At 45.6% G+C, this 23,776-nt stretch carries 19 protein-coding genes and 4 pseudogenes; 10 read left to right on the forward strand and 13 right to left on the reverse strand.

Annotation, left to right across the window (positions count from 1 at the left end):
- Positions 1-52: 52 nt before the first annotated feature.
- The 3 genes and pseudogenes from tkt (at position 53) to TZ48_RS11190 (ending at position 3,741) form a co-directional block, all read left to right on the forward strand.
- Positions 53-2,043, forward strand: a pseudogene (gene tkt, locus TZ48_RS11180) (transketolase).
- A gap of 161 nt (positions 2,044-2,204) precedes the next feature.
- On the forward strand, positions 2,205-2,657 hold the full coding sequence (locus TZ48_RS11185) for a putative pterin-binding protein (RefSeq protein WP_112479203.1): 453 nt from the start codon (positions 2,205-2,207) through the stop codon (positions 2,655-2,657).
- A gap of 22 nt (positions 2,658-2,679) precedes the next feature.
- Positions 2,680-3,741 carry a diguanylate cyclase domain-containing protein gene (locus TZ48_RS11190; RefSeq protein WP_112479204.1) on the forward strand — a complete coding sequence of 354 codons (1,062 nt, stop codon included), beginning with the start codon at positions 2,680-2,682 and terminating at the stop codon, positions 3,739-3,741.
- Between the two features lie 77 nt (positions 3,742-3,818).
- On the opposite strand, the gene TZ48_RS11195 is transcribed toward TZ48_RS11190, so the two are convergent.
- From TZ48_RS11195 to TZ48_RS11245, 11 genes are all read right to left on the reverse strand, one after another.
- Positions 3,819-4,739, reverse strand: coding sequence for an EAL domain-containing protein (locus TZ48_RS11195; protein WP_112479205.1), 921 nt, complete (start codon positions 4,737-4,739; stop codon positions 3,819-3,821).
- Positions 4,724-5,194: a diguanylate cyclase domain-containing protein gene (locus TZ48_RS11200; protein ID WP_162674551.1), complete on the reverse strand. Its 471-nt coding sequence runs from the start codon at positions 5,192-5,194 to the stop codon at positions 4,724-4,726. The genes TZ48_RS11195 and TZ48_RS11200 overlap by 16 nt, the downstream gene beginning before the upstream one ends.
- On the reverse strand, positions 5,191-6,213 hold the full coding sequence (locus TZ48_RS11205; RefSeq protein ID WP_112479207.1) for a hypothetical protein: 1,023 nt from the start codon (positions 6,211-6,213) through the stop codon (positions 5,191-5,193). The genes TZ48_RS11200 and TZ48_RS11205 overlap by 4 nt, the downstream gene beginning before the upstream one ends.
- A gap of 2 nt (positions 6,214-6,215) precedes the next feature.
- Positions 6,216-7,283, reverse strand: a complete 1,068-nt coding sequence (locus tag TZ48_RS11210; protein ID WP_112479208.1) for an ABC transporter substrate-binding protein — start codon at positions 7,281-7,283, stop codon at positions 6,216-6,218.
- A 103-nt stretch (positions 7,284-7,386) separates the two neighbouring features.
- The gene (locus TZ48_RS11215) at positions 7,387-7,629 is read right to left on the reverse strand and encodes a hypothetical protein (protein WP_112479209.1); all 243 of its coding nucleotides are present in this window, start codon (positions 7,627-7,629) and stop codon (positions 7,387-7,389) included.
- Positions 7,630-7,682: 53 nt separating this feature from the next.
- Positions 7,683-8,072 (reverse strand): hypothetical protein, encoded by a 390-nt coding sequence (locus tag TZ48_RS11220; protein WP_112479210.1) that lies wholly within the window; start codon positions 8,070-8,072, stop codon positions 7,683-7,685.
- Between the two features lie 74 nt (positions 8,073-8,146).
- Positions 8,147-8,761: a LysE family translocator gene (locus TZ48_RS11225; protein ID WP_112479211.1), complete on the reverse strand. Its 615-nt coding sequence runs from the start codon at positions 8,759-8,761 to the stop codon at positions 8,147-8,149.
- 86 nt (positions 8,762-8,847) lie between these two features.
- Positions 8,848-9,774, reverse strand: coding sequence for a LysR family transcriptional regulator (locus TZ48_RS11230; RefSeq protein ID WP_112479352.1), 927 nt, complete (start codon positions 9,772-9,774; stop codon positions 8,848-8,850).
- A 74-nt stretch (positions 9,775-9,848) separates the two neighbouring features.
- Complete coding sequence (locus tag TZ48_RS11235; RefSeq protein ID WP_112479212.1) at positions 9,849-10,796, reverse strand: GGDEF domain-containing protein; 948 nt, start codon at positions 10,794-10,796, stop codon at positions 9,849-9,851.
- Positions 10,750-11,316: a transporter substrate-binding domain-containing protein gene (locus TZ48_RS11240; protein WP_112479213.1), complete on the reverse strand. Its 567-nt coding sequence runs from the start codon at positions 11,314-11,316 to the stop codon at positions 10,750-10,752. The genes TZ48_RS11235 and TZ48_RS11240 overlap by 47 nt, the downstream gene beginning before the upstream one ends.
- A 163-nt stretch (positions 11,317-11,479) precedes the next feature.
- Positions 11,480-12,175, reverse strand: coding sequence for an aspartate/glutamate racemase family protein (locus TZ48_RS11245; RefSeq protein ID WP_112479214.1), 696 nt, complete (start codon positions 12,173-12,175; stop codon positions 11,480-11,482).
- A 318-nt stretch (positions 12,176-12,493) separates the two neighbouring features.
- Here TZ48_RS11245 and TZ48_RS11250 point away from each other — a divergent pair.
- Together TZ48_RS11250 and TZ48_RS11255 are read left to right on the forward strand one after the other, a co-directional pair.
- Positions 12,494-14,364 (forward strand): annotated as a pseudogene (locus TZ48_RS11250) (methyl-accepting chemotaxis protein).
- A gap of 708 nt (positions 14,365-15,072) precedes the next feature.
- Positions 15,073-16,502 (forward strand): annotated as a pseudogene (locus TZ48_RS11255) (sodium-dependent transporter).
- Between the two features lie 176 nt (positions 16,503-16,678).
- Here TZ48_RS11255 and TZ48_RS11260 read toward each other — a convergent pair.
- Positions 16,679-17,311 (reverse strand): response regulator, encoded by a 633-nt coding sequence (locus tag TZ48_RS11260; protein ID WP_112479215.1) that lies wholly within the window; start codon positions 17,309-17,311, stop codon positions 16,679-16,681.
- A 47-nt stretch (positions 17,312-17,358) separates the two neighbouring features.
- Positions 17,359-19,070, reverse strand: a pseudogene (gene narQ / locus TZ48_RS11265) (nitrate/nitrite two-component system sensor histidine kinase NarQ).
- A gap of 249 nt (positions 19,071-19,319) precedes the next feature.
- Here narQ and napF point away from each other — a divergent pair.
- The 5 genes from napF (at position 19,320) to TZ48_RS11290 (ending at position 23,776) form a co-directional block, all read left to right on the forward strand.
- Complete coding sequence (gene napF / locus TZ48_RS11270; RefSeq protein ID WP_112479216.1) at positions 19,320-19,799, forward strand: ferredoxin-type protein NapF; 480 nt, start codon at positions 19,320-19,322, stop codon at positions 19,797-19,799.
- A gap of 36 nt (positions 19,800-19,835) precedes the next feature.
- Entirely contained in the window at positions 19,836-20,141 is a 306-nt protein-coding gene (locus TZ48_RS11275) for a chaperone NapD (protein WP_112479217.1), read from the forward strand.
- Entirely contained in the window at positions 20,138-22,627 is a 2,490-nt protein-coding gene (gene napA, locus TZ48_RS11280; RefSeq protein WP_112479218.1) for a periplasmic nitrate reductase subunit alpha, read from the forward strand. Before TZ48_RS11275 ends, napA begins: the two co-directional genes overlap by 4 nt.
- 82 nt (positions 22,628-22,709) lie before the next feature.
- Positions 22,710-23,171 carry a nitrate reductase cytochrome c-type subunit gene (locus TZ48_RS11285; protein ID WP_112479219.1) on the forward strand — a complete coding sequence of 154 codons (462 nt, stop codon included), beginning with the start codon at positions 22,710-22,712 and terminating at the stop codon, positions 23,169-23,171.
- Positions 23,172-23,197: 26 nt separating this feature from the next.
- Positions 23,198-23,776 (forward strand): NapC/NirT family cytochrome c, encoded by a 579-nt coding sequence (locus tag TZ48_RS11290; protein ID WP_112479220.1) that lies wholly within the window; start codon positions 23,198-23,200, stop codon positions 23,774-23,776.

Raw genomic sequence — 23,776 nt, forward strand, 5'->3', positions numbered from 1 at the left:
CGTTCCCCTCTTCAATTTTCTCTCTTTATAACCAATTTTTTCGGAATGTATTATGGATCGTAAACATCTCGCTAATGCTATCCGTGCGCTAAGCATGGACGGCGTTCAACAAGCTAACTCTGGTCACCCTGGCGCACCTATGGGTATGGCTGACATCGCTGAAGTTCTTTGGCGTTCACACCTAAACCACAACCCATCAAACCCAGAATGGGCTGACCGCGACCGTTTCGTGCTATCAAACGGCCACGGCTCAATGCTGATCTACTCATTGCTTCATCTAACAGGCTATGAGCTACCAATCGAAGAGCTAAAGAACTTCCGTCAACTTCATTCGAAAACACCAGGTCACCCAGAATACGGTTACGCACCGGGTATCGAAACAACGACGGGGCCTCTTGGCCAAGGCATTACAAACGCTGTCGGTATGGCACTAGCTGAGAAAACACTAGCAGCTCAGTTCAACAAAGAAGGTCACGACATCGTCGACCACTACACCTATGCATTCATGGGTGACGGTTGTTTGATGGAAGGTATCTCTCACGAAGCATGTTCACTTGCAGGCACACTAGGCCTTGGCAAACTCATTGCGTTCTGGGATGACAACGGCATCTCAATCGACGGCGAAGTGGAAGGTTGGTTCTCAGACGATACACCTAAACGTTTTGAAGCTACGGCTGGCATGTTATCCCAGCAGTAGATGGTCACGACTCAGAGGCTATCAATGCAGCGATTATAGCGGCTAAAGCGGATCCGCGCCCTACTCTTATCTGTACTAAAACCATCATCGGCTTTGGTTCACCAAACAAATCAGGCTCACACGACTGTCACGGTGCACCTCTAGGCGCAGACGAAATTATGGCAACTCGTCAACAACTAGGTTGGGAGCACGGTCCATTTGAAATTCCGACAGACGTTTACGCTAAGTGGGATGCGAAACAAGCGGGCGCTGAGAAAGAGGCAGCGTGGAACGAGAAACTTGCAGCGTATGAAGCAGCCTACCCAGAGTTGGCAGCTGAATTCAAACGCCGCATAAATGGTGAACTACCAGCGGAGTGGGAAGAGAAAGCAACACAAATTATTGCCGATCTTCAAGCAACCCCTGCGAACATCGCTTCTCGTAAAGCCTCTCAAAACGCGCTAGAAGCGTTTGGTGCAATGCTACCTGAGTTCCTAGGTGGTTCTGCTGACCTTGCTCCGTCTAACCTAACTATGTGGTCTGGTTCTAAATCTCTAACCGCTGAAGACGCGTCAGGCAACTACATTCACTACGGTGTGCGCGAGTTCGGTATGACAGCGATCATGAACGGTATCGCTCTGCACGGCGGTTTCGTACCTTACGGTGCAACCTTCCTAATGTTTATGGAATACGCTCGTAACGCAATGCGTATGGCGGCGCTAATGAAGGTGCAAAACATCCAAGTTTACACTCACGACTCTATCGGTCTGGGTGAAGATGGTCCAACGCACCAACCTGTTGAGCAAATGGCATCACTTCGCCTAACGCCAAACATGAGCACATGGCGTCCATGTGACCAAGTTGAGTCAGCAGTCGCTTGGAAATTTGCCATTGAGCGTAAAGACGGCCCTACGTCGCTTATTTTCTCTCGCCAAAACCTTGCGCAGCAAGAGCGTGACCCACAGCAAGTCGCTGACATCGCAAAAGGTGCCTACGTACTGAAAGATTGTGAAGGCACACCTGAGCTCATTCTTATCGCCACAGGTTCTGAAGTTGAGCTAGCGGTTAATGCAGCAGCTGAGCTTACTTCAGAAGGCAAAAAGGTACGCGTAGTCTCTATGCCAGCAACAGATGTGTTCGACAAGCAAGACGAAGCATACCGTGAGTCTGTACTGCCTTCGAGCGTGACTGCACGTGTTGCAGTTGAAGCGGGTATTGCCGATTTCTGGTACAAGTACGTTGGCTTTGGTGGCAAGATCGTGGGTATGACTACCTTTGGTGAGTCTGCGCCTGCAGGTGAACTCTTTAAGATGTTTGGCTTCACTACAGAAAATGTCGTGAGCACGGCGAAAACACTTCTCAATTAAAATAAATAGTAGCTTTAAAGCTCACTTTTTATAAATGATGTTAGCCGAGTTCCCATTGGGACTCGGCTTTTTTTTGGCTACTTTTCGATGGGTATTTCCCTTGACGTGACCAAACGCGATCCTAGACTTTTCCTATAATGAATTATAAAGGAAATGCAAATATGACTCGATGGTTCACAGTTCTACTGGCTTTATTCGTATTCAGCACTCATTCCGCTCAACTTAGTCTCGTTAGCAATGGAATGACCACCAAAACGCTGTCCGACCAAGACTTTTCCGAGTTTCCACAAGCCGAGATCGCTACAGAGTTACCTTGGTTAGAGGGCGTGAACTCCTTTTCTGGCGTTCAAGTGGCGGATATTTTTGAACACATGAAAATGCCAATCCCTAAAACCATGACGTTTGTTGCTTTAAATGATTATCAAGTCGAAGTCGTCGTTGAGGATATTGCAAATTACCAGCCCATTATCGCCAATCGGAAAAATGGCAAAATAATGACCGTGCGCGACAAAGGCCCATTCTGGCTTATTTTCCCTCTTTCTGAATACCCTGAGATTAACAATACCGATTATCACGCGAAGATGATTTGGCAACTCAAAGAAATAAGATACTAAAGTGTTTTAGGGGTGAACGGCGATGCTCAAATCAATCATTAATAAAATACCCATTAATGTTGCCAAGCTCATTCTTGTCGCGCTTACATCGCTGGTACTCATGGTTAACCTCTTCACTATCGACCGTATTAACAGCATTAATACGGATCTATCAGAGCGAAAAAACGAAGCGACTTGGTTTGTTCTACAATTGGTTAAAGAGTACTCGAATCTGATCACTCAAGTCAGCATCACACCCTATGACGAGGCTAACGTCAGCCTCGCCTACGATTTAACTTGGAGCCGGTTTGATATCATTTTAACCAGCAAAGAGTCCTCCCGATTTATCGCCCAAGCCAATTACCGACTGTTTTTTGAACAGCAGTTTGAGAAGTTCCAAAGCTTGGAGAAGTCACTTCAACTTACCGCAATACAACCTGACTTGCGGCAGCCTTTGCTGAAAAGGATCCAATTGAACTTCGACCAAATCATCCGATTTATTAATGACAAATTCCGCATAGAAAATCCAATTTCAGAGCAATATCGTAGCGAGTTAGAACAGTTATTGACGTTGCAAAAAGCGAGCTCAATTACACTCGTGGTGCTGGTTGCGTTTATTTCATACGTGTTTTGGCTTGATGCCAGCCTACGGAAGAAAATTCATCGTACTGATGCACTAACAGGCGCGCTTAATAGAGCGTCACTAAACGAAGACATCAAAGACCAGTCATCGTGGAGCAGCTACGAGTTGCTGTCAATCCGTGTCCATAATGTGCTCGAGGTCAATCAACGCTATGGTATTGATTACGGCGACGTCATCATTAAAGCGACCGCAAGACGAATTATGTCTATCGTTGACCCAACTTATCGTGTCTACCGTTATAGTGGTGCCCAATTTATTGTTTTGCATAGAAAAAGCAACAAGTCTAGCGGTAAAAACCACCTTAGAGAGTTAAAAAGTGCGCTCTCACAACCGGTTGATTTGTCTGACATGGCATTGGTATTAGATGTCAGTGTGATTTATGACCCCGACTTGGAAAACGACCATCTACTAGAGCGTTTAACGCAGCTATCAAGAAGACCGTTAGAAACTGACTTGATCTAACGCTGTAAATACCTTTACCGCTCCGCTATAACATAAAGAAGGATGCCCGTTACTCGTCACTGTACTGGAAAGTTAAGTCAATTATCACTGCGGGTGATTAACTCAGTTACATTTTCATGCCTTGAGTTGGAGTTTAGTTTGTTGTAGAAGTTGCAAAAGCCCACGTAGGTTAATGGCTTGCTTATGTAATAACCTTGTAAGTAGTCACACCCTAATGAGTTGAGGTACTCATTTTGCAGTTGGGTCTCCACCCCTTCTCCCACCACTTTTGCACCACAACTGTGCCCTAACGCGATAATGGATTTGAGCATTTTCTTTTCATCGCCTTGCAAAAGGATTAGGTCGACAAAGGTCTTATCAATTTTGAGTTCATCTACGGGATAATGAAGCAGTTGATTAATGGAGGTAAATCCTGTGCCAAAATCATCGACAGAGATCTTAAAGCCCAAGTCACGGAGCGAGCTGATCATTGTGATCGTCTCCTGAGTACTCTTCACATAGCTGGTCTCAGTGATCTCCAATATCACTCTGTAGTATTCGACACTATGGCTACTGCAAACGCTGCACAAGTGTTCAATGAAGCTGTCGTTGTATAACTCTAAAGCCGACACATTTATCGATACACACCCCGTGTAACCACACTCTTTGGTCATTTTGGCCAATTCAAACAGAGTATTGTCCAATACCCATTTATCTATCTCGATAATCACATTGGCTTGCTCTGCGATAGGAATAAACTCATCTGGACCCACCCCTACATCTCGCAAAACAGGACAGCGGATCAAGCATTCTATACTTTCAATTTGTGATGTCCTTGCATTAACTAGGGGCATATAGTTGAGCTCAAACGCACCATCCTTAATGCAACTGAGTAGTTGATTCTCAATATCAGTCTTTCTACTCAACTCACTAAGTAGATCATCGTCAAACACACTGATGGGCAAACCGTTGGTGACCTGTTTGGCTTTGCTCAGCGCCTCTTCTAGCCTTTTTGCCACATTTTGACATGCTGATTGTTAGTTAGAGGAATCACCGCCATAGCCACTTCAATGTGAGAGGAAAAGCCTGAAGACTGAAAGGCTTTGAAAAAGCGCGTTCTAAACAAAGAGGCGAGCGCTTTGGCATTGTCTAAAGTGGGGGAGGTTAATACGGCACAGAAAGTGTTTGACCCATAGCGACTCATCGAATAATCGCTGCACCCTACCCCCATCTTGTTCTGATTGTGATTAGTCAACAGAAGTAGTTGTTCACTGAGCCTAACCAAGACTTGATCCGCGTAGCCTTGACCATGAATGTCATTGATGCGTCTGAAATTAACAATGTCCCAAGCAACTAAATAACTGCTGTCGTTGGCGTAGCTAGCAACACGTTGATCCACATACTCAATGAAGGATTTTCGGTTGGCAAGCTTAGTGAGATTATCAAACTCAGCTTCAAACTTAACTTTGGTCAAACTGTCGATGTAGCATTGCGCAACACCGCGACTTCGCTATTCCCCTTTGAGCGTTTGAAATACCTAAGCTCTAGCCCACCACGTTGAATGTCTGCAAGTAAGCCTTGTATTGGCCCAGTAACGTTTAGCCTAACCACAATATGTACAATCGACAGCAAGGTGACAATGATCACCGCCACATAGCCCAACGTCTTCGCCAATAACTCACGCTTAAACGGGCTGAAGTAGCTATCCAAGATGGTCAGCTCCAGTGAGATACCAAAGCCGCTGACTTGAAATACCTCGCCATCAATAAACGCGTTTTCAATTTGAGTATGAGAAATCTCTGGCTCATAATTTTTGATCGAACCAAAGGACAAAGACACATCGGGAAATTGGCTCACAGTCTCAATCAGTTTGTTGATTTGAAGTAATGGTGCATCAATCACCATTAAGCTGCGATTCTTTCGCGTTAGAGAGCGCTTTTCACCCAGAGCGTGCACAGGATCGTGAGCGCTAATAACCGTCGCCCTCAGCTCACCGTTAGCAGCAATATACACTTCTCTTTTTCGAGTAAATGGCTCGCCAAGCGTCACTAAAACATGGGTATCAAAGACTAATTGATAGATATCACTGGGTAGCTCACGCGCTGAAAAAGGATCGCTCGCGCCGTTTGCGGCCGTAATCGTAAACAAGTCATCGATAACAAATAGATGTACTGCGCCCATTTGCTCAGTGCGTTTCTCAGACATTAGGTGAGCAATATGCGCATCCAAAAAGTTTCTTACACTGAAGTCACCTGTATCTTGCAAGTGTCGAACGAATTGTTCTGATCCAGCAAGCTCACCACTGAGAAACCCCATCGCACGGCTTTCATACTCAGCCGCAATCAAAGCGCTAGATAGGCGATTTAACCAACGCTCTCGCTCTAGTGTCCGATACTCGTTCACTTGCCAAAGGTAAACAATGACCCCAGCAGATATCACCAACGCACAGACCACAGGCGTCAGAGCAAAATGTAGGCGCTGAACCAACTTCATCGTTACTTGAGATCCTTCACAATTCGTTGTCTGATGGATAAGCCATAGTCACCGACTTCTCTGTAGGCGTAGCTCTTCTCAATAAGCTCTGGAGATGGATTGATCACCGGATCACTTAAGTACTCCTTATCAAGGTAACGTTCGATATTTGAGTTTGGTGTAGAAAACCAAGCATCTTGCGCGTTTTTCGCGGCAACATCTGGCCTAGTTAAGTAATCTATTGCCTGCTTGGTTTGTGGTTTAGTGATAATCCCTGACGGTACGGCCAAACATTCCACCCAAACAAATGTGCCCTCTTTGGGCACAACGTATTGCCACTCTCCATCTGGATTCGTGTTGAATTCATTTAACACGTACTCATCACCGGAAAAACCAAATGCCAAATCTGTGCTCTCAAGTAAACTGGCATCATCAACGGCATCTAATACATAGTCGGTCGAGTTCAAGTAGGGTCGCTGTTTTTTTAGCGCTTGATAGGCAAGCTTTAAGTCATAGTTGTCATCGGAAAATGGGTCTTTATTGTGGGCGAGCAAAGCTGCGCCGATGAGGTCGACGGGGTGGTAGTACATAGATACACGACCGCGCAACTGCTCTTGGGGCTCAATGAGCTGCAGCCACGTATCTACAGGCTTTTCGAATGCAGACTTTCTGTACAGTAGTCCACTGGTTCCCCAAGCGTACGGAACACCGTAATCACCACACTGCTCAAACCACCGATTGTCAAAACGCGACTTCAGCTCTGCTCTTATCTCGGTAAGCGGTTGCATCACGCCTTGGTTCGCCAACATATTTAGGCGAACACTTTCGATGACAACAAGATCAATAGAGTTACGGCGCTTACTCAGCAGCAGCTCATCACGAACCGACTCGTCGGAGAAATAGGTTTCTTTTATGTGGAGATGATGTTCGGTTTCTATGTTCCTGACCACTTCTTCCGACAAAAACGCTTCCCAATTATACAGGTGTACGGTGCTTGCCTTATCTGACGCTGACGCTACTGGTCCGCCGGATAGCAATAGCATCCCAATGGTGGATCCCAAAAAATAACGATAGCAGGTGGAAAGAATCATCAAGCTAGTCCTTTAGCAGTGATATTTTTAAGAGACTAGGACAGCTAACATGGGATTTCGATACGATAGGCTTCTCATAATTGAGAAATATCAGTTTGAGAACTCATTCAACAACTTGAGTCGAGGATTTAGTCTCAATAAGCATCTCACCCGTCACCATATCAATGGTGGCGTGGTACAAATGGTCGGTTTCGCCATGGTGTTTAAACATAAATTGATAAGTATTGGCAGGATAAAAAATTGGCACATCGACGACCTGCTTTAGATCGTAGCCATCTTGTACGAACAACGGTTGGACTTCAATACGTTGCTTGGCAGCGCTTAACTCTAGTTGTCGGTCATACATAGGTGCCAGTGAGGGGTTACTGGGATAACTATTGCCATCGTGAACGAGTGCTCTTAACGCCCCCCACTCCAGACGTAAAAATCTCTCCAACCATTGTTGAAGCTATTTGAGAGTAATATGGGCTGCGCAGTTACTGTCAAACGATGCAGGAGTCCACCTTTATCATCAAATAAATATGCAGTACACCCACCAGAACCACAAAAATACGGGTCTTGCATCAGAACAAACAGCTCGTTGCGACCGTCATTGTTCAAATCTGTCGCACCAGACTTATATCTGTACTCTTTGTCTCTGGGATCCAACTTTTCTGGGACAAGAATATCTTCAACCACCAGTCTATCGATATTGTCGAGCGTAAAGACCTCTGGACGCGGTTCGCTGGTGTATTCATTGCAGCCTTGCAATAAAGCTGCCATTGAAAAAAGGACAATGACTTGTTTCACATCGTTCTCCAAAGAGTAGTAAGGCTACCTAAGTCTATGAAGGTAAACGGTGGTTCACAAGTTTAATTGAGCAATTACAATGTCGTCACAACGCGAACCGCTAATAGAATAAGCACCAATCCTGACAATTGATCAATCAACTTCGCCTTAGATTTAAGCTTGTTCAGTAAACGAGGGGATGACAGCATGAAAGTAATTAACGTGTACCACAAACCATCAACAACCAATGGAGTGAAGACGATGATCGCTTTATCAGATACCTCACTACCAACGGCAACAAATTGGCTGAACAATGCGGTAAAGAATAAAGCGATTTTAGGACTCAACAGAGAAATAAACAGCCCTTCTTTCGCCGCTGTCATTACCGAGACTTGCTTACCCGACTCTAAACGCTCAACAATGCCACCTTTAGAGCGAAGTGCGTTGTAACCCAACCAAGCCAGATACAGTGCGCCTAGCAATGAGATCCCTTTGAACACCATAGGAAACTGATGCAGCAATACCGAGAGACCAAGAACGGTAACAAGCGCATAAACGCCGATTCCAAACGCGTGTGCCCATGCTGTAGCAAGACCATGTTGCCTGCCGCCAGCTAGACTGTGTTTTGCGACAATCGCTAAACTCGGACCCGGTGACATGGCCCCTAACAGACAAATAGCCAAAAGTGATAACCAAATAGTGAAGCTCATAGATTGTTTCCTCCGTTGAGCATCAATCTACCATTCAGCATTAATGAATTGAAATCACGATTTATCATTGCCACCATGATTTTAGATCATAGAGGTGACTCTCGAACCGAGTACATCGAGGTGCGCATATGCGCTAGTACTTGTTCACGTAACCAAGTGTGTGCAGGATCTTGGTCATACTTCGGGTGCCAAATTAACCAGTAAAGATGTTTAAGCGGAGTGAACGGCAGTTCGAAGATGCGAAGCCCAAGTTGCTTAGCGAGGTTTACAGCAATATGCTCTGGCAACGTAAGCAGTCCATCACTTTGCGAGAGCATCGCAAAAGCTGAACTAAAAAATGGAGTCGATACTAAAATTCTCCGCTCCAGTCCTTTCTCTTTCATCGCTGAATCAAGAAAGCTGTCTTTATCACCCCCTGCAGAAATGCGAATGTGAGGATAGGCTTCCAAATCGGAAAAGCTCAATGTCTTGCGACTTGTCAATGGATGATGCTGGCGAGTTACAATCACAGGTATGTCTTCACCAATTTTCCGGGAACTCAAGCCACTTGGCGCTTCAGGTAGCATAGTAGAAGCTAGCTGAACCTCTGAATCTCCAAGGCGCTGAAGTAAATTAGGCTCCCAAAGTCGATAGGAAAAGTCCATTGATGGCGCACTATCTCCAATGCGTGCTACCAATTCTGGGAAAATGTACTGAGCCACATAATCGGACGATGAAAACGTCAGTGTTTGTTGGTAGTGCTTGGGATCGAACTCGTCAGTTCCAAGCACACGCTGAATATTATCGAGAAGAGGTTCAATCTCATTGCTAAGCTTTATAGCGCGTGGAGTGAGAACGTAGTGGCTACCATCGCGCACAAGGAGTGGATCTTGGTAGATCTCGCGAAGTTGACTTAACTGACGGCTGACCGCCGACTGTGTTAGGTTCAATCGTAGTGCAGCTCGACTGACATGACGCTCCGCGAGCAGCACTTGCAATGTGTAGAGTAAATTTAAATTGGTTTTGTTATTCATCGGCTCACGTACTGTGTCGAACACCCTACCCCAACATAGTGAGCTGCGGTGCCCCCTACGGTGGCCAAAGGTGATTATTTCGCCGACTGGATGATCTGAACACTCGAAGGCAGATATTCAATGACGGCTTGGTTTTTGCCTTGGTTTTTAGCAGCATACATGAGTTTGTCGGCTTCATACAGCGTCTCAAAGTCACACGCGTTTTGATAGATGACACAGCCAACACTTACCGTCACCATTTGATACTCTATTTCCTCAAGTACTATCTCTCTCGCAGCGCGGCAAATATTTTCTGCAAGCTGCTCGGAAGCACCTGTCGCCGTGTCAACAAAAGCCACTGCAAACTCCTCCCCACCAATTCTCGCTATGGTTTGAGTTGAGGTCGTCAAGCCACTGATTTTTTCCGCCACACTCTTAATCACCAAATCACCCTTGATATGCCCGTAGGTATCATTGATGGCCTTGAAGTTGTCGATATCGACAATCATCACGGTTAAATTCCAGTTTGCTTGTCCGTAGAGTTTGAGCCTCTCTAGGAAGTAACGACGATTCCAGAGTCCCGTTAGCGCATCTGTTTCTGATAAGTGTTTAAGCTTTTGATTGGTTCTCGCCAGTTCAGCTGTGCGCAGCTTCACTGCGCGTTTGAACACCACTAAGTAGAGGAAGACCAATGCACCAACGCCGCCGATCACTAAATTAGGTAAATAGTCAGGGTAGACAGTCGTAATGTGCATCCAACGACTTAATATTCGGTTACGCTCCTGAGCGGTAACATTGTTAAAATCAGCAATCACACTGCCCAGAGCTTGAGCGCGCGAACGAGCCGTCGCGTAATAAAGCTCTCCTGAATAGAGGTGCTTCACGCCTATGAACTGTCCACTAGCGCGAGATGTGGTGAGATAATAATTGGCAACTTGCTGATCGGCGACGAATGATCGGATTTGATTGCCAAGCGCCGCTTCAATCATGAGCGCATTATTGGCAAAAAAAGTCAGTGCGACATTTGGGAAGTGAGTTTGCATGTAGTCGCTTCATAGCCGCCTGTGACGACACCAACACTGTGCCTATGCCCCCCTGTAAAAACGCATTCGCATCAAATGTTTGCAAGGACTGATGAAAATACAGCTGAGTGTCTATCGCAAACAAAGTGCGCCCATACGCCAGGTACTTCGCTCTCGATTCAGACCAAAGCAGGCCAGCATGAATATCCGCTTGATTATGTTTTACCCGATCAATAGATTCTTGCCAATCCACCAATTGGAATTCGATGTCAACGCCATTGGCCTCGCCATAAGCTTTCCAGAAATCGACCAAAATGCCCGCAGGTTGACCTGACTCATCAATAAAGGAGTACGGCTTCCATGCTTTTGAGTTAGTGACAACCAAACGATTCGATGAAAACGGTTCGCTCACTTCAGAAGCGACATCATAGACGTTGAGACTTTGCGGTAACTCTTCACCAGAAGCGAAAGACACGCGACAGATCAGTACCAGTATAAAGGCCAATAGCCAAACCACCTTAAACTGGGTCATAATCAACATGTTACATACTCGCAACCACTTAATAAGAATCTTATTTATAGCTTCTTATTTTGTGACATGCCTTCCGTATTTTTGAGATTCTCGACTTAGATCTCACTATGTTCGCTCACTGAGCCATAACTTATATAAAGACTGAGCAATGGGATGCATTTTATAAAATATATCAACCTTTAATGGCGAAGTTAACTGCGGCATCGCTGTGAATTTGGGTCGTGTCGTACAACGGAATTGAAGTGTCCGCTTGCTTAATTAGCATAGCGATCTCAGTGCAACCCAGAATGATCGCCTGAGCACCGTTTGCCGCAAGGTCGCCCACTATTTGCAGATATGCTTGCTTAGAAGAGTCGCGTACTTCACCTTTGACAAGCTCTTGATAAATCACATCGTGAACACGTTTGCGTTGCTCATCATTTGGCACTAGAACCTCAATGCCAAACTGCTGTTCTAGTCGACCTTTATAAAAGTCCTGCTCCATAGTAAAGGCGGTGCCAAGCAAGCCGACTTTGGTTACGCCATCTCTCAATAGATTTTTTGCAGTAGCATCCGCTATATGGATAAGCGGAATAGACAGTTTCTGCTCAATCTCTGGTGCTACTTTGTGCATGGTATTGGTACAAATCAGCAACGCGTCAGCACCTGCCGCCTGAACAGAGATAGCAGCCTGACTCAAATGCTCAGCCGCAGCCTGCCAATCGCCACTTCGCTGCATTGTCTCTATTTCAGCAAAGTCGACACTATAAAGCGCAATCTTGGCAGAATGGAACCCACCTTTCGCTGCCTTTACACCTTCATTGATGGCTTTGTAATAGTTTGCTGTCGACTCCCAGCTCATTCCACCCAGCAGGCCAATTGTTTTCATTTTCATTCCTTTTTGTGTTCCTTACGTCTGACTATAACCAACGGGATCGGTCAGAGGCAATGAATTTATTGAGAGATTTCCTACAGTTATCATTAGACTACTTAGAATAAGCGCAGCCCTTATTGATAAATGCTTCAAGAGAAATCTGACCAGTAAAATTAGTTGCTCAAAATGCTAAAGAATCCCTCACTGGTACCGATACAATATCTAGTTATACAAAACAGTGTTCTTAATAATAAATCCATTTCATAGCACCTTGTATACACTCAATGTCAGCCAACCAATAGATCAATAGTTTTAGCGAATCTAGGACGTAGTATGAAATTTAGCCACAAAATCGTGTCCGCTTCCGCGGCATTACTGCTCGTTACCGTCTCAACCTTGGGTATCACTCAGTTGGTTACTGTACGTAGCGAGCTTCAAGATCACATTGATAGCAGCATCCATGAGCTGACAACGGGCATTAAAAACACCATTACCTATGACTTAAATGCCAAGCGTGATATCGCCAGTTCTGTGACTGAATCTCTAGAAATCAATCCTGAAAATCGCGAATTCATCACCAACGTCATCACCACTCCGACACTGAAAAGTAGTTTTCAAGCCGTTGGTGTTGGTTATGAAGCTGATGGTTCTCTAATTAGTAACGACGGATGGGTACCGGATAGTAGCTATGATTCGCGTACACGTCCTTGGTATCAAGAAGCAAAGCAAACCAATGGCACAATTATTACCGACCCATATGTGGATTCATCAACGAAAAACGTCATCATCTCACTCGGCTCTGCACTCAACGACGACTCCGGTCGCTTTGTAGGCAGCGTTGTCTTTGATGTGACTTTAACGACCTTGGCTGATCTCGTGAATCAAACCGACCTGTTTGGTGCAGGTTATTTGTTTGTCGTGACCGACAAAGGCATGACCATTGCGCACCCTGATAGCAGCTTCAACGGCCAACCAGTGACTAAGTTCGTGCCAGGTATTCAACTACAATCTGGCGCTCAGCAGCTTTCAATCAATGGCCAAGATTACCAAGTCAACCTAGTGCAAGTACCTGAAGAGAACTGGTTCGTCGGTGCAATCATTGATAAAAGTATTGCGTTTTCGGCCATCAGTAACATGCGTAACCAATCGATTCTATTCACGGTCATTGGTCTGATCGTCAGCGTTATCGCGCTAACCGTACTGATTCGCTTCCTCATGCGTCCACTCAATGACCTTAATGCGGCCATTCAAGATGTGGCCAATGGTAATGGTGATCTGACTCATCGTCTTGATACCAATACAGATGAAGAGTTTGCGGAGCTCGCTAAAGGCTTTAATACCTTTACTGGGAATCTTCAGCAGCAGATTATTCAATCCAAACAAATCTCTACTAAGATTTTGGCGTTGACGCAGCAAACGACTGAAGGTGCGAAGCACTCAGCCATAGCGATGAATACCCAGCTTCAAGAGTTAGAGCAACTTGCTACCGCAATGAATGAGATGGCAAGTACATCATCAGAGGTTGCTAACAACGCACAAGGTGCAGCAAGCGCTGCGCAAGCAGCGGACAGTGCAACTCAAGAAGGTTCAGAAGTTGTGCTGGATACCACAAGCGCCATTACTAACCTATCAAATAGTATTGAGGAAGCGGTCATTGAAGTTCAGGCTTAGAAACAGCCACTGACAACATTGAAACGATTCTTAAAGTCATCAACGACATTGCCGATCAAACCAACCTGCTAGCGCTAAACGCTGCGATTGAAGCAGCACGAGCGGGTGAATCTGGACGTGGTTTTGCTGTGGTAGCCGATGAAGTTAGAACGCTAGCACAGCGCACACAGGAGTCGACGACCGAAATTCGTAGCATGATCGAGCAGCTTCAATCTGGCGCACATTCGGTATCGGCAGCAATGGCACAAAGTAAAGACAGTGCCACGCTCGCTGTAGACCGCGCGCAGTCAGCAAACGATGCGTTAGAGCGTATCCGCCAATCTATCGCACAAATTTCTGACATGAACATGCAGATCGCTGCGGCGGCTGAAGAGCAAAGCCTAGTAGCGGAAGAGATCAACGCGAATACAGTTAAGATTAAAGACCTTAGCGAACAAGTTTCCGAGGCCGCCAATGGCGCGAATGCTGCGATGACTGATCAGTTCGAGAATGTCCACCAGCAAGAAGCTATTCTAAGCCGCTTTAAAGTTTAACCTATAGGCGCCTCTATTTGGTCTTCTGAATAGAGGCGTTTCTGTTTTGCTGCACGGTCACATGACTTGTACTTAAACGATTTCCTTTCCCTTCTCTCTATTTTACCCAGCAGATTAATTCTCGGCACTTTCTGGAAATAACTAGAATTATTAACTACCTTGTTACTATAAATTGAAACTTTTCATTATTTGCGTGGAATAAATAATTTACAGTTCAAATAGGAATTAATTTAAACATAGAAATTGACTTCAAAATTACATTAAATTTCTACCAGTTCTTCTCAAAACCCGCGAGTAAACATACATTTTCTGCGTGTAATCGATGAAATGTTAGTCAAGCACTCGCAAATTATATTCACCTCGCAACTCTATAGCTTCGAATGTAGTCATGCTAAAAATCCAAATATCTTCAGAATCTTTGTCTATAATATGCAATGAAGTGACTAGCAAAAATCAGAAATTGGCACTGCTTGTCTAGGGTTTTATAGAAAAACATCCACTCAACGTTTAAATAATCAGCAGTTGACAACATTTTTCCTACAAAAGTCAGAAAAAAACACTTTTAAGGGTTCCAACTGCAACCATAAACTGGTTTACTTGTCACTGTTAGCGCGCCTCTACAACTTTTAGAAGGTGTATATAAAAAAATACACACAACGTTTCGGCGCCAAAGTTACGGACAAACACAACAGATTAATTGGAGTTATCGTGGCAACGAGCAACACAAACGCAGCACCCCGCGACAATTGGGGTTCGAAGCTTGGCTTCGTAATGGCCGCAGCAGGTTCTGCTGTAGGTCTTGGTAATATTTGGAAATTCCCATACACAGCAGGTGAAAATGGCGGTGGTGCATTCATCGTTATCTATCTTGCATTTGTTATTTTCATTGGTTTTAGCGTAATGCTGACTGAATTTGCTGTTGGTCGTAAGACTGGCCGCAGTGCAGTTGGTGCTTTTAAATCGACAGACGGTCGCTGGACATTTGTTGGGGTAATTGGCGTACTTAGTGGTCTACTTATCATGGGTTTCTACCCTGTAGTAGGTGGCTGGGCGCTGGCTTATGTTCAGAAAGTCGCCACAGGCCTGTTGAGCACACCTGAAGCAATCGGTGATAGCTTTGGTGGTTTCATCACAGACCCTGTGCAACCACTTCTTTGGATGGGTATCTACTTGCTAATGAACATCATCATCGTTAGCCGTGGTATCTCAGGTGGTATCGAAAAAGCAGGTAAGATCCTGATGCCGATCCTATTCCTTATCCTAATCATTGTATCTGTGAAAGGTCTTTCACTACCTGGCGCGATGGCAGGTGTTGAGTTCCTATTCAGCCCAGACTTCTCGAAAGTAGACAGCGGCGTTGTGCTTGCAGCACTTGGCCAAGCATTCTTCTCTCTAAGTCTTGGTATGGGTTGTATGATCACATACGGTAGCTACCTGAAGAAGAAAGAGAACCTCGTTCAAACGACAGGCATGGTTACGGCAATGGACACGGGTGTTGCTATCCTGGCGGGTATCGCGATGTTCCCAGCAATGTTTGCTCTGGGTATGGAGCCTGCAGCAGGTCCTGGTCTCGTATTCGTCGTTGTTCCTCAGCTCTTTGCTGAAATGGGCGGCGTTGGTCTTATCTTCGCGCTACTGTTCTTCGTGGGTCTAACGGTTGCAGCACTGACATCTTCAGTTTCTCTACTAGAGGTTGTTGTGTCTTACCTAATCGATGAGAAAGGTCTGAAGCGCTCTACAGCCGTGCTTTCTGCAGCAGCAGTAATGGCCGTGCTATGTATCTTCGCTTCTCTATCTCTAGGTGGTATGGGCCAACTCTGTTTGACACTGGTGCCTTCGATATCTTCGACCTACTGACTGATAAGATCTTCCTAGCGGTTGGCGGTATGTTGGTATGTATCTTCGCTGGCTGGAGACTAAGCCGCGAAGAACTAGAGAAAGAAATCACTAACGATGGTGAAGTTAAATTCCCACTATTCGGTCTGTGGTACAACCTAGTTAAGTTTGTTATCCCTGTAGCAGTAGCTATCGTAGCATTCGCTGGTATCTCTAGCGGCTTCGACAGCGGCAAGGGCCCTATCATGCTGATGGGTATCGGTATCATCGCATTGACGGGTGTGCTTTCTAAGAAGCTGTAACAAAACACTCAAATCTATCAAGCCCTCACCTAACGGTGGGGGCTTTTTTGTCCGTGAATCCCAGTGATGTGACTGACCAGTAATGCGACAGAATAGTCAGATAGATATCGATACGTACAAAAAATCCCGACTCGAGGTCGGGATTTTGGTTTATCACTTACTAGAGCTCAGCAGCGCTATTTAGCTTCACCATAACGTTCTAGATATAAAATGGTTGCTGCCGTTCTCGACGGCACTTGCAGCTTTCTCAACAGGCTTTTCATGTGTACTTTGACTGTCGATTCAGAGATGAACAAGCGGTCAGCGATTTGTTTATTCCTAAACCCTTTCGCTACCTCTTTAAGAATTTGCATCTCTCTCTCTGTTAGCGTGGTAAACACATCACTGACATTCGCACGCTCACTCAAATACGTTTTGATCGCACCGCTAAACGCCTTGCTGCCATCACTTAAACCACGAAGTAGTTCGACTATCTCATCTGGTCCCGTGTCTTTTAGTAAGTACCCATCGGCACCAGCCTTCACTAACGAATCGATATCAGCAGGAATGTCGGAGACTGTTAGGATGACAATAAAGCCCTGGAAGTCATCTTCACGAAGCGCTTTTAGCGTATCTAAACCCGACATGCCTTTCATATTGAGGTCGAGAAGCACCAAATCCGGTTCTATTTCTTTGGCCAAGGCGACAGCATCTGAGCCATTACTGGCTTCAGCGACGACTTCAAAGTCATCTTCAAAGCTGAGCAACTGACCAATTCCGCGCCTCATTAATGGATGGTCATCGACTAACATGACTTTACATTCGCTCACTGAGTGGCTCCTTAGCTTTGTTATGTTTTAGCAGTACAGAAAACATTCTATGCTGCATATGTTCGTTGAAACGTGAATCGCACTTCACATCCCTGCTCTCTCGCAGAGTGTACCGAAAAATCAGCGTTCAAGCGCGCTGCACGTTCTTGCATTATACTCATTCCGTAGTGATCCAATTTCTCCATCGCTTGTTCGAACCCTACGCCGTCATCGGATATTTTAACGGTTACCACTGCATTGTCTTCTTCTAAGCAGGAGACCTGAATTTTTGAGGCTTGTGCATGTTTAATCGCGTTTAGCACAGCTTCTCGAATCAACTGCAGTATGTGCACTTGCTCATTGGCACCTAGCTCTAATGATGACATTTGATTGTCTAACGCTATTTCGGCCGAGGTTTGGCTATCAAGTTGATTCAGCATTTCCGTTAACGCTTCCCCAAACGTGCCTTCTTTAATCGACAATCTAAACGTGGTAAGTAACTCTCTAAGCTGAATATAAGCATTATCTAGCCCTTCACGTATATCATTAAGCACAACAGCAGAGCGGCTGCCCTCAAGACTGCCAAACTCTTTGCTAATAGAGCGATTGAGCAGTGTAACCTGTATCTTTAAGTAAGACAGCGACTGAGCCAAAGAATCGTGAAGCTCACGCGCTATTGTCGCTCGCTCTTCCATCAATATAAGCTGTTCGGTCTGGCGCTGTGATTTATTGTAGTAAACCGCCCGCGCTAAAATTTGCACAAAGTTGTCCACCAACTGCTCATCAGGGCACGGCAAGCCAATTTGATATCGCAATTGCCCTAAGATTTCACCATCGAGTTTCAGTGCTTTAACTCGTTCTGAATTGCCATTGAATTGCCCTTCACTGGCTATCCATGGTGTGCCCTCGACCTCAGAAACTTGAAGCTCAACCGCCGTTATGCCCTCAATACTATAAATGTAACTGAGGATGGCTCTGAAGTTTTCATGAGATATCCTGGTGGCGGTTAGCTCTTGAGACGATTGATAAAGCACTTCCAATGACTGATGAGCATGCTGCAACTTATGTGTTTTCTCATTCACGGCATCCTCTAGCCCTCGGTAAAGTTTACCCAGGTCATCGGCCATGTTTTTAAAAGCGCGTCCTAAAATGCCAAGCTCATTGTCAGATCGCAGATCGACTTAACATCAAAGTAGCGATTTTGAATCTGCTCACTGGCTGAAATTAACTGACCTAACGGCCTGACAATCTGCTTGCGTACAAACAACACGACATAGATAGCAACGATGAGGATCCCGCCCAACCCTATACCACCCGCCCACGCTAAACGAATCAGCTTGTTTTCCGAGTGTTCTTGAAGCTGCAATACGAAGTGATCAATACCATCCACAAAGTCTGCCACGAGGTGCAAGTATTGCTGGCGGTCTTCGCTCATCAAAATTTTCTTCAGTTCATGCCAACGTATAATAACTTGATAGTAATCTTGAGTAATTTCTTCTGGCACATCCCAAGATTGGAGCGCTTTCATAGACGGTGAGTAAAGGGAGCGTTCAAACTGGTCAACATGGGTTTGATACTCAGGTGAATCCATTTGAATATCGTGCGCCAATCGATAGCTTTGCATTCGCATAGATCCCGACACATTGACCGCTTCTGCATCATTCAAACTCGATGCTAAAGTCAAAATCGCGAAATTGGTTGTGATTAACGAGAGCAGCAAAATCAAAATCATCGCCTTCGCGATAGTACCAGTGACGGATTTTGTCGGTTTTTTCATAATCCATTCATCTCATCAAACTATCAAATGCCCGCAAACATCTTCGTATCCAATAGGCTTTAGTTGAAGGCAACACTAACTATCTATTGTCAGTAATTTATTGATCCAAAACAAGCTTAGCACTCAATTACCTCCTAGGAGGTATTTATACAAATGTGTCTAAAACTACAATTCATATGACTATTAATTAAAGATTGTTAACAGATAGGGTTTGCTACACTCTTGTTATTACTCATTTCATTGGTGCCATGAATGGTAGATATTGCAAAACGACGTTTGTTTAGACGCAAAACCATCGATCCTACCCAAATCAGACTCCCTTGGGTCAACAATCTTGAGCAGTTTACAGACTTATGCAGCCGCTGTGGAAAATGCGAAGAAGTTTGTGAGACAGGAATTATCTATAAAGGTGACGGCGGCTATCCTGCAATCGACTTCACGGTTGATGAATGTACCTTTTGCTACAAGTGTGCAGAAATCTGCCCAGAGCCTATATTTAATAGTATCGAGACACAACCATGGAACGCTAAAGCCGCCATTAATGACACTTGCTTAGCGCATAACAACGTTGAGTGCAGAAGCTGTGGTGATAGCTGCGAAACAATGGCGATTACGTTTAAGTTGCGTGCCGGTGGTGTCGCGTTACCTCAATTGGAGTTAGCAGATTGCAATGGATGTGGAGCCTGTGTGTCTCCGTGCCCTACCTCTGCTATCTCAGTGAGCAATGTTTAAAAGCAGAATGAAAAATAACAAAGAGAACACCGTTTAATGTCACTAAACGAAGTACATATCTCAAGTTTGGTAGTGAACTGCAAGGCAGAACACCTTGAAGAAGTGAAGAGCGAAATCGAAAAGTTCGATAACGCAGAGATCTATGGAGACAGTGAGGAAGGCAAGATTGTTGTCGTCCTTGAAACCGAGAATCAGGGTTTCGTCACTGACACTATTGACGCTATCAACAACTTACCTAATGTCCTCACCTGTGCTTTGGTTTTTCACCAAATCGAGTCCGGGCTAGATGACGATGAAGACAACACTGGAAGTAACCATTCCCAATTAGAGGGTGAAGTATGAAAATGACAAGACGTGCGTTCGTTAAGGCGAACGCAGCGGCATCAGCGGCGGCTGTAGCGGGTATTACCCTTCCTGCATCAGCGACCAACCTGATCGCTAGCTCCGACCAAACCAAAATTACCTGGGATAAAGCACCTTGTCGTTTCTGTGGTACAGGCTGTTCTGTACTGGTAGGGACGCAAAACGGTAAAGTTGTTGCGACCCAAGGTGACCCTGAAGCGCCAGTTAACAAGGGTTTGAACTGTATCAAAGGTTACTTCCTGTCTAAGGTGATGTACGGTAATGACCGTCTTACTCAGCCTCTTCTGCGCATGAAAGATGGCAAGTTCGACAAAAACGGTGAGTTCACACCTATTTCTTGGGACGAAGCATTCGACATCATGGCTGAGAAATGGAAAGCGTCTCTTAAAGCCAAAGGTCCAACAAGCGTTGGTATGTTTGGTTCTGGTCAATGGACCGTTATGGAAGGTTACGCTGCTGCAAAAATGATGAAAGCAGGGTTCCGTTCAAACAACATCGACCCGAACGCTCGTCACTGTATGGCATCTGCGGTAGTAGGTTTCATGCGCGCCTTTGGTATTGATGAACCAATGGGTTGTTACGATGACTTCGAGAACGCGGATGCATTCGTGCTTTGGGGTTCAAACATGGCAGAGATGCACCCTGTGCTATGGACTCGTATCACTGACCGCCGTCTAAGCCATCCTCATGTTCGCGTTAACGTACTGTCTACGTACTACCACCGTTCATTTGAACTTGCTGATCACGGTTACATCTTCAATCCTCAGTCTGACCTTGCGATCGCAAACTTCATTGCTAACTACATTATTCAAAACGATGCGGTTAACTGGGATTTCGTAAACAAGCACACCAACTTTAAGCAAGCTGATACCGACATCGGTTACGGCTTGCGCGATGATGATCCACTACAAAAAGCCGCAGCCAACCCTAACTCTGGCAACATGAGCGATATCTCATTCGAAGAGTACAAAAAGTCTGTTGCGCCTTACACAGTTGAAAAAGCATCAGAGATCTCAGGCGTTGAGCCCGAAAAATTGATTGAACTAGCAAAACAATACGCGGATCCAAACACTAAAGTGATGTCACTTTGGACTATGGGTATGAACCAACATACTCGTGGCGTATGGATGAACGGCTTGGTTTACAACATCCACCTACTCACCGGTAAGATTGCAACTCCGGGTAACAGCCCATTCTCATTGACAGGTCAGCCATCAGCATGTGGTACTGCTCGTGAGGTAGGTACTTTTGCTCACCGTCTACCTGCAGACATGGTGGTTGCAAACCCTAAACACCGTGCGATTGCTGAGAAAGAATGGAAGCTGCCAGAAGGTACGATTCCACCGAAACCTGGTTTCCACGCAGTACTTCAAGACCGTATGTTGAAAGACGGCGTTCTAAACTGCTATTGGGTTCAATGTAATAACAACATGCAAGCCGGTCCAAACATCAACGAAGAACGTCTGCCTGGTTACCGCAACCCAGAGAACTTTATCGTTGTTTCAGATCCATACCCAACAGCAACAGCACAAGCGGCTGACCTTGTTCTTCCAACGGCTATGTGGATTGAGAAAGAAGGGGCTTACGGTAACGCAGAACGCCGCACTCAAGCTTGGTACCAACAAGTGGAAACTGTGGGCGAAGCGAAGTCTGACTTGTGGCAAGTTATGGAGTTCTCTAAACGCTTCAAGATGGAAGACGTTTGGCCAGAAGAGCTGCTAGCGAAAGCACCAGAGTACCGTGGCAAAACCATGTACGACATGCTGTTCAAAAACGGTCAAGTCGACAAATACCCTATCGAAGAAGCACGTGAACTGAACGATGACGCGCACCACTTCGGTTACTACGTTCAAAAAGGCTTGTTCGAAGAGTATGCAGCCTTTGGTCGCGGCCATGGTCACGACTTAGCACCATACGATGTTTACCACCAAGTCCGTGGTCTACGTTGGCCAGTTGTTGATGGTAAAGAAACGCTTTGGCGCTACAAAGAAGGCTCAGATCCCTATGCGAAAGCAGGATCTGGCTGGGACTTCTACGGTAAGCCAGACGGTAAAGCTTGGATCATTTCCGCACCGTACGAAGCGCCACCAGAAGTGCCAAACGAAGAGTTTGACTTGTGGCTATGTACTGGCCGTGTTCTAGAGCATTGGCACACAGGTACTATGACTCGCCGTGTTCCTGAGCTGTATAAAGCCGTTCCGGATGCCGTATGTTACATGCACCCAGAGGACGCTAAAGCTCGCGGTGTTCGTCGCGGTGAAGAAGTACTCATTGCAAACAAGCGTGGTGAAGTGCGCGTACGTGTGGAAACACGCGGCCGTAACCGTCCGCCTCAAGGCCTGGTATTCGTACCATTCTTCGACGCTCGTATCCTAATCAACAAACTGATTCTTGATGCGACCGACCCTCTGTCCAAACAGACAGACTTCAAGAAGTGCCCAGTTAAGATCACGAAAGTGGCTTAAAAGAGCGAAATTGAAACGTGGCTACTCTGACGAACATTTGGAGTAGCCTCTCGAAGAACTTGCCTGAAGGCGGAGAAACAAAATGAAAAAATTGATTGTTGCTATTCTCTCTGTTGGTGCACTTATCGCCGGCGTAGCACAAGCAGAACTGAATAACCCGGGTGGAACTGGTGGTCTAGATTCACTCCGTGGTAGTACAAACCTTGAAGACACACGCCCTGCGGATGACTTCAAACACACACCTAAAGACCAACTGGTAGAGAGTTCATATGTGTATCAGCCTCCACTGATCCCTCACCAGATCCGCAACTATGAAGTATCGCTTAACGCGAACAAGTGCTTGGCATGTCATAGCTGGAAAAATGCGAAAGAAGCAGGTGCAACCAAAATCAGTGTGACTCACTACATGAACCGTGAAGATGCTGTGTTGGCTGATATGTCTCCTCGTCGCTACTTCTGTCTTCAGTGCCACGTACCTCAAGTTGACGCCGAGCCTTTGGTTGGCAACGACTTTGAGCGCGTTGATTCATTGCGTACTGAATAGCCATTTGAAGTAGAGAGAGGCTATCTATGAAATTTTTGAAAGCGTTTTGGAAACGTCTTAAGTCACCTAGTAAAGTCGCGGCAGGCGTTGTTCTGTTCCTAGGCTTCTCTGGCGGACTTTTGTTTTGGGGTGCGTTTAACACGGGTATGGAAATGACCAACACCGAGGAGTTTTGCTCGGGCTGTCATGCTCCTATCGTAGCGGAAATCCAGGAAACCATTCACTGGTCAAACCGTTCAGGTGTTCGTGCTATCTGTTCTGACTGTCACGTTCCACATAACTGGACAGATAAAATCATTCGTAAGGTTCAAGCATCGAAAGAGCTATTCGCTCACTATGTACTTGACACCATAGGTACAGAAGAGAAATTCCAAGCTCGTCGTGGACACCTAGCAGAGCGCGAATGGGCACGACTAAAAGCGAATGACTCGTTAGAATGCCGAAACTGTCACGAATTCGACTTTATGGACTTCTCCGAGCAGGGTCAACGAAGCGTTCAACAACACTCGACAGCGCTTGCGTCAGGTGAAAAGACATGTGTAGATTGCCACAAAGGTATCGCGCACCGTCTGCCTGATATGGAAGGCGTTGAAGGCTGGCAATAA

It is taken from the genome of Vibrio variabilis (assembly GCF_003263785.1).
Taxonomy (GTDB): domain Bacteria; phylum Pseudomonadota; class Gammaproteobacteria; order Enterobacterales; family Vibrionaceae; genus Vibrio; species Vibrio variabilis.

Bases quoted from the DNA above. Each gene is read 5' to 3' on its own strand.
- TZ48_RS11185 (WP_112479203.1), top strand. From the start codon at position 2,205: ATGACTCGATGGTTCACAGTTCTACTGGCTTTATTCGTATTCAGCACT.
- TZ48_RS11190 (WP_112479204.1), top strand. From the start codon at position 2,680: ATGCTCAAATCAATCATTAATAAAATACCCATTAATGTTGCCAAGCTC.
- TZ48_RS11205 (WP_112479207.1), bottom strand. From the start codon at position 6,213: ATGAAGTTGGTTCAGCGCCTACATTTTGCTCTGACGCCTGTGGTCTGT.
- TZ48_RS11210 (WP_112479208.1), bottom strand. From the start codon at position 7,283: ATGATTCTTTCCACCTGCTATCGTTATTTTTTGGGATCCACCATTGGG.
- TZ48_RS11215 (WP_112479209.1), bottom strand. From the start codon at position 7,629: ATGTATGACCGACAACTAGAGTTAAGCGCTGCCAAGCAACGTATTGAA.
- TZ48_RS11225 (WP_112479211.1), bottom strand. From the start codon at position 8,761: ATGAGCTTCACTATTTGGTTATCACTTTTGGCTATTTGTCTGTTAGGG.
- TZ48_RS11230 (WP_112479352.1), bottom strand. From the start codon at position 9,774: ATGAATAACAAAACCAATTTAAATTTACTCTACACATTGCAAGTGCTG.
- TZ48_RS11235 (WP_112479212.1), bottom strand. From the start codon at position 10,796: ATGCAAACTCACTTCCCAAATGTCGCACTGACTTTTTTTGCCAATAAT.
- TZ48_RS11240 (WP_112479213.1), bottom strand. From the start codon at position 11,316: ATGTTGATTATGACCCAGTTTAAGGTGGTTTGGCTATTGGCCTTTATA.
- TZ48_RS11245 (WP_112479214.1), bottom strand. From the start codon at position 12,175: ATGAAAACAATTGGCCTGCTGGGTGGAATGAGCTGGGAGTCGACAGCA.
- napF (WP_112479216.1), top strand. From the start codon at position 19,320: ATGGTAGATATTGCAAAACGACGTTTGTTTAGACGCAAAACCATCGAT.
- TZ48_RS11275 (WP_112479217.1), top strand. From the start codon at position 19,836: ATGTCACTAAACGAAGTACATATCTCAAGTTTGGTAGTGAACTGCAAG.
- napA (WP_112479218.1), top strand. From the start codon at position 20,138: ATGAAAATGACAAGACGTGCGTTCGTTAAGGCGAACGCAGCGGCATCA.
- TZ48_RS11285 (WP_112479219.1), top strand. From the start codon at position 22,710: ATGAAAAAATTGATTGTTGCTATTCTCTCTGTTGGTGCACTTATCGCC.
- TZ48_RS11290 (WP_112479220.1), top strand. From the start codon at position 23,198: ATGAAATTTTTGAAAGCGTTTTGGAAACGTCTTAAGTCACCTAGTAAA.